10 protein-coding genes, 1 tRNA gene and 1 pseudogene are annotated in these 10,940 nt (G+C 59.3%); 8 read left to right on the top strand and 4 right to left on the bottom strand.

Annotated elements, in window-relative coordinates:
• Positions 1–1,635 (top strand): nucleoside-diphosphate sugar epimerase/dehydratase (locus Q0O19_RS12570; protein ID WP_295523490.1); only part of this gene is annotated, 1,635 nt, incomplete at its 5' end.
• On the opposite strand, the pseudogene purT reads toward Q0O19_RS12570, so the two are convergent.
• Positions 1,619–2,496, bottom strand: a pseudogene (gene purT, locus Q0O19_RS12565) (formate-dependent phosphoribosylglycinamide formyltransferase). The gene Q0O19_RS12570 and the pseudogene purT sit on opposite strands and share 17 nt — an antisense overlap.
• Positions 2,497–2,625: 129 nt before the next feature.
• Between purT and Q0O19_RS12560 the strand changes: the two are divergent.
• From Q0O19_RS12560 to Q0O19_RS12550, 3 genes are read left to right on the top strand one after another with little or no spacing between them, the layout of a single operon-like run.
• On the top strand, positions 2,626–3,840 hold the full coding sequence (locus tag Q0O19_RS12560; RefSeq protein WP_295523488.1) for an efflux RND transporter periplasmic adaptor subunit: 1,215 nt from the start codon (positions 2,626–2,628) through the stop codon (positions 3,838–3,840).
• An 11-nt stretch (positions 3,841–3,851) separates the two neighbouring features.
• Positions 3,852–5,084 (top strand): FtsX-like permease family protein, encoded by a 1,233-nt coding sequence (locus Q0O19_RS12555; protein WP_295523486.1) that lies wholly within the window; start codon positions 3,852–3,854, stop codon positions 5,082–5,084.
• Positions 5,077–5,766, top strand: coding sequence for an ABC transporter ATP-binding protein (locus Q0O19_RS12550; protein WP_295523484.1), 690 nt, complete (start codon positions 5,077–5,079; stop codon positions 5,764–5,766). The genes Q0O19_RS12555 and Q0O19_RS12550 overlap by 8 nt, the downstream gene beginning before the upstream one ends.
• Here Q0O19_RS12550 and Q0O19_RS12545 read toward each other — a convergent pair.
• Positions 5,763–6,761: an adenosine kinase gene (locus Q0O19_RS12545; RefSeq protein WP_295523482.1), complete on the bottom strand. Its 999-nt coding sequence runs from the start codon at positions 6,759–6,761 to the stop codon at positions 5,763–5,765. The two genes, Q0O19_RS12550 and Q0O19_RS12545, sit on opposite strands and share 4 nt — an antisense overlap.
• A 50-nt stretch (positions 6,762–6,811) precedes the next feature.
• Entirely contained in the window at positions 6,812–7,483 is a 672-nt protein-coding gene (radC, locus tag Q0O19_RS12540; protein WP_295523480.1) for a DNA repair protein RadC, read from the bottom strand.
• Positions 7,484–7,612: 129 nt separating this feature from the next.
• Between radC and Q0O19_RS12535 the strand changes: the two genes are divergently transcribed.
• From Q0O19_RS12535 to Q0O19_RS12520, 4 genes are all read left to right on the top strand, one after another.
• Positions 7,613–8,056, top strand: a complete 444-nt coding sequence (locus Q0O19_RS12535) for an FKBP-type peptidyl-prolyl cis-trans isomerase (RefSeq protein ID WP_295523478.1) — start codon at positions 7,613–7,615, stop codon at positions 8,054–8,056.
• Positions 8,056–8,985, top strand: coding sequence for a 4-hydroxy-3-methylbut-2-enyl diphosphate reductase (gene ispH, locus Q0O19_RS12530; protein ID WP_295523476.1), 930 nt, complete (start codon positions 8,056–8,058; stop codon positions 8,983–8,985). Before Q0O19_RS12535 ends, ispH begins: the two co-directional genes overlap by 1 nt.
• 55 nt (positions 8,986–9,040) lie before the next feature.
• A complete protein-coding gene (serS, locus tag Q0O19_RS12525) occupies positions 9,041–10,348 on the top strand; it encodes a serine--tRNA ligase (protein WP_295523474.1) in 1,308 nt (435 codons plus the stop codon).
• 44 nt (positions 10,349–10,392) lie between these two features.
• A tRNA-Ser gene (locus tag Q0O19_RS12520) sits at positions 10,393–10,482 on the top strand.
• 302 nt (positions 10,483–10,784) lie between these two features.
• On the opposite strand, the gene Q0O19_RS12515 is transcribed toward Q0O19_RS12520, so the two are convergent.
• Positions 10,785–10,940: ATP-binding protein (locus Q0O19_RS12515; RefSeq protein ID WP_295523492.1), on the bottom strand; the 156-nt coding region annotated here is incomplete at its 5' end.

The following is a 10,940-nucleotide window of genomic DNA, read 5'->3' as shown; positions in this document are numbered from 1 at the left end:
CCAGGTGTGCCCCGTTCAGTGGGCATCCTGCAACCGGTCTTGCTGTTGGTCGGAGTCTCGCTGTCTCGGACGTTTGTCCGCTATTGGTTAGGGGGCATTTACCAAAATCTGGTCGGAAAAGAGCAATGGCCACGCGTGCTCATTTATGGTGCGGGCTCGGCTGGTCGGCAATTGGCGGCCGCTTTGAAGACCAGTCCCGAGATGGTGGTGGTGGGGTTGCTGGACGACGATGATCGATTGCACGGCCAGGTGCTCGATGGTTTGAAAATTCACGATCCGGCCAGCCTCTTGACCCTGGTGACAAAGCTGAGAGTCACGCAGGTATTTTTGGCGATTCCTTCAGCGACCCGTGCCCGGCGCAATGAAATTTTGGAGTTGGTGCGTGCAGCCCATGTTCAGGTTCGCACATTGCCGGGCGTGCTGGCTTTGGTCCAAGGTGAGGTGCAGGTGTCTGATCTCAAGGATTTGGACATTGAGGATTTGCTTGGCCGTGATCCGGTGCCCCCCAACCCTTTGCTGCTGGCCAAAAACACAAAAGGCAAAGTGGTGATGGTGACTGGTGCAGGCGGCTCCATTGGCTCAGAACTGTGTCGTCAAATTGTGACGGCCGGCCCCTCTGTTTTGTTGTTGTTGGAGATGACCGAATTTGCGCTGTATGCCATTGAGCAGGAGTTGCAAAGTTTGGTTTTTAAAGGGCCATACAGGGATATTCGTGTGGTGTCCATCTTAACCAATGTGCGCGATGCATCGCGCATGGACGAGATTTTTCGAGCCTGGAAACCACACACGGTTTATCACGCTGCCGCTTACAAGCATGTGCCTTTGGTGGAGCACAACCCGGCAGAAGGCGTCCTGAACAATGTGATGGGGACATTGAACACCGCCCAATTGGCGGCAAGCCATGGTGTCGCGGACTTTGTCTTGATCAGTACCGACAAGGCGGTGCGCCCCACCAACGTGATGGGTGCGAGCAAGCGACTGGCAGAGATGGTGTTGCAAGCGCAAGCGGCATTGTTCCAGGGTCAAGCCGACAAAACCCGTTTCAGCATGGTGCGCTTTGGCAATGTGCTGGGGTCTTCGGGTTCGGTGGTGCCCCTGTTTCGCCAACAGATCAAGGATGGTGGCCCCATCACCTTGACGGATGCGCGAATCACCCGTTACTTCATGACCATTCCCGAGGCTGCACAGCTGGTGATTCAGGCGGGGGCAATGGCCAGCGGTGGCGATGTGTTTGTGCTCGACATGGGCGAGCCGGTCAAGATCATCGATTTGGCCAAACGCATGGTGGAACTTTCGGGCTTGGCTGTGCAGGACTCGGGGAGTCCGAACGGCGATATCGCCATTGCCGTCACGGGCTTGCGCCCTGGAGAAAAGCTCTACGAAGAGCTTTTGATCGGTGACAACGCTATGCCCACGGGTCACCCCCGCATCATGAAAGCCCACGAAGATTTTTTACGCTGGGACGCGCTCCAAGCCAAATTGGGTGATTTGGGTTTGGCACTGCAGGCCAACAACGTGCCGCGGATTCAGTCGCTCTTGAAAGAACTGGTGCCGGGTTATCAACCCCATGGTGATGTGGTCGATTGGGTCTGGGTGGAGCGTGCTCGTTCGCAGGGGTTCAAACCACCACCTTGATTTGGCCTGCTGCCTCCCGCGCTCGCGCCAGTGCGTTGGGGCCTTTGGCCAAGGCCACGGCCATGCGGCGGTAGGCCCGTGTGGTGGGCTTGCCGAAGACGCGCACGTCCACGCCGGGCTCGCTCAGGGCCGCTTCGACCCCTGTGAATGATGGGTTTGTGCCATCTTTGTCGGCCAGTACGACGGCACTGGCTCCTTCTGCGCATTCAATGACAGGAATCGGCAGACCCAATAGTGCGCGGACGTGCAAGTCAAATTCGCTCAAGTTCTGGCTGATGAGGGTGACCATGCCCGTGTCGTGCGGGCGGGGGCTCAGCTCACTGAAGATCACCTCGTCTTGGGTCAAGAAAAACTCCACCCCAAACAGGCCTGCACCCCCCAGGTCGTTGGTGACTTTTTCAGCCATGTCTTGTGCGGTTTGGATTTGTTCGTGTGTCATGCCCTGCGGCTGCCAACTGTATTGGTAGTCACCGCGCTCCTGGACATGACCAATTGGTGGGCAAAACAGCGTCGGGCCTTGCGTTGGCGCACGGTGAGCAGGGTGATTTCAAATTCGAAGTGAATGAACTCTTCAACGATGACTTTCTGGCGATCTCCGCGCATGCCAGCGCAGGCGTAATCCCAGCTGGCTTGAATGTCAGCAGCGGTTTGGGCCACGCTTTAGCCTTTGCCCGATGAGCTCATGACGGGTTTGATGACGACCGGGAAACCGATGTCGGTGGCGCGGGCCAGCAGCTCAGCGGCCGAATCGGCATAGCTGAAATAGCTGTCGCAGGCTATGACGTGGCAGCCAAGGCGTTTGGCGCTGATGACGAATTCTTTGCCAAGCTCACCGGAGCCGAGGAGGAGAATTTTTTTCATAGGGAAAGGGACGGTTTGTAGAAGGGAGAGACCTGATTTTTGCCCAGATCACTGACATGGAGCCTGAAGGCGATCCATTCTTGACCTGCATCATGCCCTCAGCCACTGAAGCTACACACAATGGGCCATATGAATGCTGTTTGGATTTGGCTACGCCAACATGGCGGTCAATTGTTGATGGGTTTGTTGGCCTTGCTGCTGGGCGCCGCTTTGCTGCGCTGGTGGATGGGCCCGCAGGTTCAGACCGAGGCTGTGTCGCGCCGTGATTTGCTGCAAACGGTGGTGGCCAGTGGCCGTGTGGAAACGCCGCACCGGGTGGGCATTGGCGCACAGATCATCGGCACGGTGTCGCGTGTGCCCGTGGCGGAGGGGCAAGTCGTCAAGCGGGGCGATGTATTGGTCGAGCTGGCGAGCATCGAGTTGCAGTATGCCAAGCGGCAGGCCGAGCTCGCCGTGGTGCAGGCACAAGGCAGACTGCGCCAGTTGAACGACTTGCAGGGGCCTGTGGTGCAGCAGACCTTGCGACAGGCGCAAGCCAGTTTGGAGGTGGCGCTGGCCAGCGGGCAGCGCAGTTTGGCTTTGTTCGAGCAAGGCTTCATCGGTCAGGCGGCGCTTGACGAGTCGCACAAGGCCTTGGCTTTGGCCGATGCACAAGCGCTGGCCGCAAAACAACAGGTCGCATCGACCTTGGCGGGTGGCGCTGAGCACAGCTTGGCCGTGGGTGCTGTGGCCGAGGCGCAGGCCAACGCCGAAGTGCTGAGCGCCAAGGCCCGCTATGCGGTGATCATGGCGCCTTTGAGCGGCCAGTTGATAGGTCGAAATGTGGAAGTGGGTGATGTGGTGCAGGCGGGCAAGGTCTTGATGACGTTGTCACCAGATGGGGCCACGCAACTGGTGGTGCAGATCGATGAAAAGAACCTGCGCTTGGTGGCATTGGGGCAGCAAGCGCTGGCCTCGGCCGATGCTTATCCGCAGCAAAAATTCAAGGCCCAGGTGGTTTATATCAACCCAGGTGTCAACGCACAAACGGGCGCGGTTGAAATCAAGCTCGATGTGCAGGAGCTTGTTGAAACCTTGCGGCAAGACATGACCGTGTCGGTGGACTTGGTGGTGGCGCGAAAAGCGCAGGTGCTGGCGCTGCCGGTGGCGCTCATCAATGACATCAACGGGCCGGCGCCATGGGTCTGGTTGTGCGATGCTGGCCGTGCGGTGCGACGCCCGCTCAGCTTAGGCTTGCGCGGTGGCGCGTGGGTCGAGGTGCAGGATGGCTTGCGTGAAGGCGATGCCGTTATTGTGTTGCCCAATGCGCTGCGCCAGGGCCAGCGCGTGCGTGCGTCACGTTGATTGGGCCGCACATGTTCAAACAATGGGTGCCGTTTGAATGGATTGTGGCCATCCGTTTTTTGCGTGAAGGCCGCATGCAGACGGTGTTCATACTGGTGGGCGTGGCCATCGGAGTGGGCGTGATCGTATTCATGTCAGCGCTGCTGGCCGGTTTGCAGGGCAACTTCATTGCGCGGGTCTTGTCCGGGCAGGCGCACATCCAGCTTTTGCCGCCCAAAGAGATCACGCGCACTTTGCATCTGGCCACGATCGGTATGGTGAATTCGGCCATTGTCCAACCCCCTTTGCAAAGGCTCAAGTCGATTGACCAGTGGCAGCCCCTCCTCAACACAGTGCGCAACACGCCCGATGTGATGGTGGTCTCGCCCGTGGTGGGCGGCTCGGCGCTCGCGGTGCGCGGCAGCGCCAGCCGGGCCATCAGCTTGACGGGGGTGGAGCCTGAGGGGTATTTCCAGATCGTCAAGCTGCCCGAAAAAATCGTGCGTGGCACACCTCGTTTGACGGGGCAGGACATGTTGATCGGCACCGAACTGGCCAGTGACTTGGGCGTAGATGTGGGCGACAAGCTGCGCGTCGCCAATGCCGCAGGCGTGGCCACCAGCTTGACCATCAGTGGTGTGTTTGACCCGGGCAACAAAGGGGCCAACCAGCGCAGCACTTTTGTGGCGCTGCGCACGGCACAAAGCCTGCTGGGCTTGTTGGGTGGTGTGACCAGCATCGAAGTCACCGTGCGAGATGTGTATGCGGCCGAGGTCATCGCTCAGCGTATTCATGCTGCGACCGGGGTGCAGGCCGACAGCTGGATCAAGACCGGGGCACAGTTTTTTGCCGCCGTGAGTGCCCAGAGCACGGCCAATACGGCGATTCGGTTTTTTGTGGGCCTGTCTGTGGCCTTTGGCATTGCCAGTGTGCTGGTGGTGTCGGTGGTGCAAAAGTCGCGCGAAATCGGGATCATGCGGGCCATGGGCATCTCGCGTGGGCAGGTGCTGCGGGTGTTTTTGTTACAAGGCGGCTTGCTGGGCTGGGGCGGCGCGGTGCTGGGCTGCCTGTTGGGCGCTTTGGGGCTGGTGCTTTGGCAGCAACTGGCCTTGAATGCCGATGGCACACCCTTGTTTGCGCTGGTGCTGGACCCGAAGTTGTTTGCGCTGGCCCTGGGGCTGGCCACGCTGACGGGCTTGGCTGCGGCTTATGCGCCGGCCTTGCGAGCGGCCCGTTTGGACCCGGTGGAGGCGATCCATGGATAGCTCGGATGTGGTGGTGGGTCTGCAGAATGTGTGCAAAGCCTTCAATGTGGGCACCGGCATCGAGACCGAGGTGCTGCACGGTATTGATTTGACGCTGCACAGGGGCGACTTTTGCGCCGTGATGGGGCCTTCGGGCTCGGGCAAGAGCACCTTGCTCAACATCATCGGTTTGTTGGACCGACCCACTTCAGGCTTGCTGCAAATGGCGGGCGAAGAAACCACGCGGTTGGCCGACCAGGCCCTGACGCGTCTGCGCGGTCACCACATTGGCTTTGTGTTCCAGTACCACCACCTGATCTCGGCTTTCACGGCACTCGAGAACGTGATGATGCCCCTGCTGGGCGCAGCGGGGTTCCCGAATCAGGCCATGCGCGAGCGTGCTGAAGCCTTGCTGGAGAGTGTGGGCTTGACGCCTTGGAAAAACAACATGGCCAACAACATGAGTGGAGGGCAGCAGCAAAGGGTGTCTTTGGCGCGTGCCTTGGCCATGAACCCGGCTTTGCTGCTGGCCGATGAGCCCACCGGCAACTTGAACACCAAGAGCGCCGATGCGGTGTTTGCGTTGCTGCGCCGCATCAACCAGGAGCAAGGCACCACGGTGCTGCTGGTCACGCACAACCCCGAGCTGGGGAAGCGTTGTGACAAGACCATCCAGGTGGTGGATGGCCTGATACAGACCTAAGCCTTGTTGGCTTGGGCAGCGATGCCTTGCATTTGAGCCGCCGTCAGTCGGTTACCGTGCTGACCGACCACAGCAGCAGCGGCCCGGTTGGCCAGCGCAGCCGCTTGAGCGGGTGTGTGGCCATGGGTGATGCCGTACAAAAATGCACCTGCAAACATGTCGCCCGCGCCGTTGGTGTCCACGGCCTGGGTGGGTACGGCGGGTACGTCCATGCGTTGATCACCTTGCACGACGGTGCAGCCTTGGGGGCCGCGTGTCAGGCAGACCGTGGTGGCCAAAGCCGACAGCTGTCCGATGATGCTGTCCAGATCGGTTGTGCCGCACCAGGTCTGCGCTTCCTCTTCGTTGGCAAACAGGTAGTCCAAGCCGTCACCGATCATGGCGTCCAGGCCCGCTTTGCAAAAGTTGATCATGCTCACGTCGCTGAGCGTCAACGCTGTGGCCACTTGATGCTCGATGGCGATCTGGCGGCCTTTGATGGCCGCTTCCAGGCCCGTGGGCGAGGCGGCCAGATAGCCTTCCATGTAATAAATTTTGGATTTTGCGATGGCTTGGGGGTGCAAGGCGCTGGCGTCCAGCTGCGAGGTCGCACCTAAAAAGGTGCACATGCTGCGCTCGGCATCGGGGGTGACCAGCACCATGCAGCTGCCGGTTTGGCCTTCGGTGGGGTGGGTGTGGGTGAGGTTGGTGGCCACGCCATTGGCTTGCAGGTCTTGTGTGTAAAAAGCGCCCAGCGCATCATCGGCCACACGGCACGAATAAAACGCTTGGCCGCCCAATTGGGCCAAGGCCACCACCGTGTTGCCCGCCGAGCCACCGCCGGTGCGGCGGGCGTGCAAGCCTTGCACATGCGTCAGCAATTGGGCGCGTTGAGGGGTGTCGATCAGCGTCATGTGACGCTTGCTCACGCCCATTGCACTCAGCAGTTCATCAGAGACTTCGTATTCGGTATCGACCAGTGCGTTGCCGATGGCGTAGAGGTGGTAGTGGGACATGGCCTTAGGTTTTCGAGGAAAACGTGGAGTTTACCGGCCGAACGCGCGGGTCACATCCAACCTTGCTCCGCCATCGACAGGGCTTGTCCCTGTCCCACGATGATGTGGTCGAGTACGCGCACATCGACCAAGGCCAGTGAGGCCTTGAGGGTTTGGGTCAGGTGTTCATCGGCGCGGCTGGGCTGCACCGAGCCGCTGGGGTGGTTATGACTGAGCACCACGGCCGCCGCTTGGTGGTGCAGGGCGCGCAAGACGACTTCGCGTGGGTAAACGCTGGTCTGGCTGAGGGTGCCCTGGAACATTTCTTCCAGAGCCAGCATGCGGTTTTGGCTGTCGAGAAACAGCACGGCGAAGACTTCCTGGTTTTTGTGGGCCAGTTGCAGTTGCAAATACTGCTTGACCACGTCGGGTGTTTCAAAAGCCGTGCGCTCTTTCAGGCGTTGGCTCAATGCCCGTCGAGCCAGTTCAAACACCGCCAAGAGTTCTGCTTGTTTGGCGGGTCCCAGGCCTTTGACCTTTTTGAGCGAAGTGGTGGTCGCCTTCAGCAGCCCCGCGATGCCATCAGGCGCCAGCAGTTCTTCGGAGAGCTGAAACACGGTTTTGCCCGCCATGCCCGTACGCAGCAAGATGGCCAACAGTTCCACATCGCTCAGGGCCTGCGGGCCTCGGGCGAGCAATTTCTCGCGCGGTCGCGCGTCGGCAGGCAAGTCTTGAATGCGCATGGATCTCTCCTCCCTGGCGCTGCCATTGGTCCATGGAGTCCCTTCTCGGGAACAGGCCGGCCAGGCTTTTTACAATAGTCCTATCTTTATGCCCGTTTGGCCGCCTCGGCGGCATTCCAGAAAACCCTTATGCCCATTGTCGAACCCGGTTCTTTCTTGACGCTTCACTACCGCCTGGCAGGACCGCAGGGGGACATCATCAACACCTTCAACGAAAAACCCGCCACTTTGTCGCTGGGTTCGGGCACTTTGTCGCCCGCTGTCGAGCAGCGTTTGCTGGGGCTGGCCGAAGGCACCCGGGTGGTGATTGAGATTCCGGCGGGTGAGGCCTTTGGTGAGCACATCCCGGACATGCAGCAATGGGTAGCCCGCAAGCTGCTCCATGAATTGGGCGACCCGACCGAAAAATACGCGGCGGGCGATGTGGTGCAGTTTCCCACGCCAGACGGTTTGGGCTCCTACGCGGGCACGGTCTTGGAGGTGGGCGAAGCGGGTGCGGTGTTGTTTGACTTCAACCACCCGCTGGCGGGTCAGCCTGTGATTTTTGAAGTTGAATTGATTGGAGTGATGTGATGACGTCTGAAGTGCTTTTGGCGGAACCCCGCGGCTTTTGTGCAGGTGTGGACAGAGCCATCGACATCGTGGAGCATGCGCTCACCAAGTTTGGTCGGCCCATTTATGTGCGCCACGAGATCGTGCACAACACCTACGTGGTGAACGACCTGATCGAAAAAGGCGCTATTTTCATCGAAGAACTGGCCGATGTGCCGCCAGGCGCCACCTTGATTTTCAGTGCCCATGGCGTCAGCCGTGCGATTCAGGATGAGGCACAGCGTCGGGGTTTTCGCATTTTTGACGCCACCTGCCCTCTGGTGAGCAAGGTGCATGTGGAGTTGGCCAAACTGCACAAAGAGGGCTATGAGTTCATCATGATTGGGCACAAAGGCCATCCCGAGGTGGAAGGCACCATGGGCCAGCTCGACAGTGGCATCCATTTGGTTGAAGACGTCGAAGACGTGGCTAAGGTTCAACCGGTCCAGACCGAGCTGTTGGCGGTGGTCACACAGACGACCTTGAGTGTGGACGACGCTGCAGAGATTGTGGCGGCCGTCAAAGTACGTTTCCCGCAGGTGCGCGAGCCCAAACAGCAAGACATTTGTTATGCCACTCAAAATCGCCAAGATGCTGTCAAGTTGATGAGTCCGCTGGTGGATGTGGTGATTGTGGTGGGCAGCCCCACCAGTTCCAACAGCAACCGCCTGCGTGAGCTGGCCGATCGCCTGGGCACGCCCGCCTACATGGTCGACAGCGCAGCCGATCTGCAAGAGTCTTGGTTTGACGGCGCGCAGAAAGTGGGGCTCACCGCGGGTGCCTCGGCCCCGGATGTGCTGGTGCAAGATGTGATTGCGCGTCTGCGGGCATTGGGCGCGGTATCGGTGCGCACCTTGGACGGTATCCAAGAAACCATCAAATTCCCTTTGCCCAAGGGCCTCAAGAACTGACTTTGTCGGCCTTGAGCTTGTGATGAAGGCGACGGGACGTCACTACAATCACTCCATGCTTGATATTGTTCTACTCCGCAAAGATCTGGACGCTGCCGTGGCGCGTTTGCAGACCCGTAAATCCCCCCAGCCTTTTCTGAATGTGCAGGCCTTTCGTGCTCTGGAGGGCGAGCGCAAAACGCTGCAGACCCGCACCGAAGAGCTGCAAAGCCAGCGCAACAGCCTGTCCAAGCAAATTGGCATGCTCAAGGGCAAAGGCCAGCATGCCGAGGCCGATGCGGTCATGGCGCAAGTGGGCGCGATCAAGGACGAGCTGGACGCTTCGGCCCAGCGTTTAGAAGTGATTCAGGGCGAGCTGCAGACTTTGTTGTTGGCCGTGCCCAATTTGCCCCACGAGTCGGTGCCTGTGGGGGTTGACGAAACCGGCAACATCGAGGTGCGGCGCTGGGGCACGGTGCGCAGTTTCGAATTTGAGCTCAAGGACCATGTGGACATTGGTGAAAAGTTGGGACTGGACTTTGAGACGGGCACCAAATTGACCGGTTCGCGCTTCACATTCATGCGCGGCCCGGTGGCCCGTTTGCACCGGGCGCTGGCGCAGTTCATGCTTGATGTCCAAACACAGGAGCACGGCTACACCGAGTGCTACACGCCCTATATTGTGAACGCCGACACCTTGCGCGGCACGGGCCAGTTGCCCAAGTTCGAGGCCGATTTGTTTGCTGCCAACAAGGGCGGCCAAGAGGGCGAGGAAAGCCAGGCGCTGTACCTGATCCCCACTTCAGAGGTGACGCTGACCAATGTGGTGCGCGACGAGGTGTTGGCTGAATCGGATTTGCCCATCCAGTTGACAGCGCACACCCCATGCTTTCGGTCCGAAGCCGGCAGCGGTGGGCGCGATGTGCGCGGGCTGATTCGGCAGCACCAGTTTGACAAAGTCGAGATGGTGCAGATCGTGCACCCGGATCAAAGCTACACGGCGCTGGAGGCGATGACCGGCCATGCCGAAGCGATTTTGCAAAAGCTGGGTTTGCCTTACCGCGTGATGAGCTTGTGCACGGGCGACATTGGCTTTGGCGCCAGCAAAACCTATGACCTGGAGGTCTGGGTGCCTGCGCAAAACACGTACCGCGAAATCAGCTCGGTCTCCAACTGCGAAGCCTTTCAGGCGCGGCGCCTGCAGGCCCGTTTCAAGAATGCGCAAGGTAAAAACGAACTGGTGCACACATTGAACGGTTCCGGACTGGCCGTGGGCCGTGCACTGGTGGCTGTTTTGGAAAATTACCAGAACGCCGATGGCTCGGTCACCGTGCCCGAGGTGCTGCGCCCTTACATGGGTGGATTGGCGCTGCTCAGTGTTTAGGCGCGGCCGACGCTCTGCTAGAATCTGCGCTTCGACGAGTCTCAGGAGGGGTGGCAGAGTGGTCGAATGTACCTGACTCGAAATCAGGCGTAGTGGCAACACTACCGAGGGTTCGAATCCCTCCTCCTCCGCCAGTACAAAGACCTCAAACCTGCTCAGCCGGCCTTGAGGCAGCCTCAGGCCCAGCACCACGCGGGGCTTTTTGCTTTGGGCTCCTGACTGCGACCTGCGCCATTGGCCCGGTAAAGGCGTCTCAAACCCCGTTTGTCTCAAAACCACATGACTTTTTCGGACTTGGTTCCGCGCCGTGAATTTGAGGGTTTCTGCAAAACGGGCTTTGAACCAAGTTGAATGAAATTTTGTTGTGTTGATTAGCCAGACAAACTGAGCCAGTGTTTGCATCGAATATTGAGCCACTGGTTTTTAAAGAATTTGCTTATTCGGTTGTGGATAAGTTTAGCTGCTCGGTGCTTTTGCCCCCTTTCGTTTTGGATTGTTTACCCTTCAGGCTGACCGCCTGAGAGTGCTTGAAGCGCCAACTCTCGTTGCCCGTCTCCACAATGTGGCAATGATGCGTGAGCCGGTCCAGCAA

This window comes from Limnohabitans sp. Rim8, from assembly GCF_945869175.1.
Classification (GTDB): Bacteria; Pseudomonadota; Gammaproteobacteria; order Burkholderiales; family Burkholderiaceae_C; genus Limnohabitans_A.
Note: the sequence above shows the minus strand (reverse complement) of the source record. Positions and strands in the feature narration are given on the sequence as shown.

Excerpts from the sequence above, each read along its gene's own strand:
- serS (WP_295523474.1), top strand. The coding sequence starts at position 9,041 with ATGCTTGATATTGTTCTACTCCGCAAAGATCTGGACGCTGCCGTGGCG.
- Q0O19_RS12560 (WP_295523488.1), top strand. The coding sequence starts at position 2,626 with ATGAATGCTGTTTGGATTTGGCTACGCCAACATGGCGGTCAATTGTTG.
- ispH (WP_295523476.1), top strand. The coding sequence starts at position 8,056 with ATGACGTCTGAAGTGCTTTTGGCGGAACCCCGCGGCTTTTGTGCAGGT.
- Q0O19_RS12545 (WP_295523482.1), bottom strand. The coding sequence starts at position 6,761 with ATGTCCCACTACCACCTCTACGCCATCGGCAACGCACTGGTCGATACC.
- Q0O19_RS12550 (WP_295523484.1), top strand. The coding sequence starts at position 5,077 with ATGGATAGCTCGGATGTGGTGGTGGGTCTGCAGAATGTGTGCAAAGCC.
- radC (WP_295523480.1), bottom strand. The coding sequence starts at position 7,483 with ATGCGCATTCAAGACTTGCCTGCCGACGCGCGACCGCGCGAGAAATTG.
- Q0O19_RS12555 (WP_295523486.1), top strand. The coding sequence starts at position 3,852 with ATGTTCAAACAATGGGTGCCGTTTGAATGGATTGTGGCCATCCGTTTT.
- Q0O19_RS12535 (WP_295523478.1), top strand. The coding sequence starts at position 7,613 with ATGCCCATTGTCGAACCCGGTTCTTTCTTGACGCTTCACTACCGCCTG.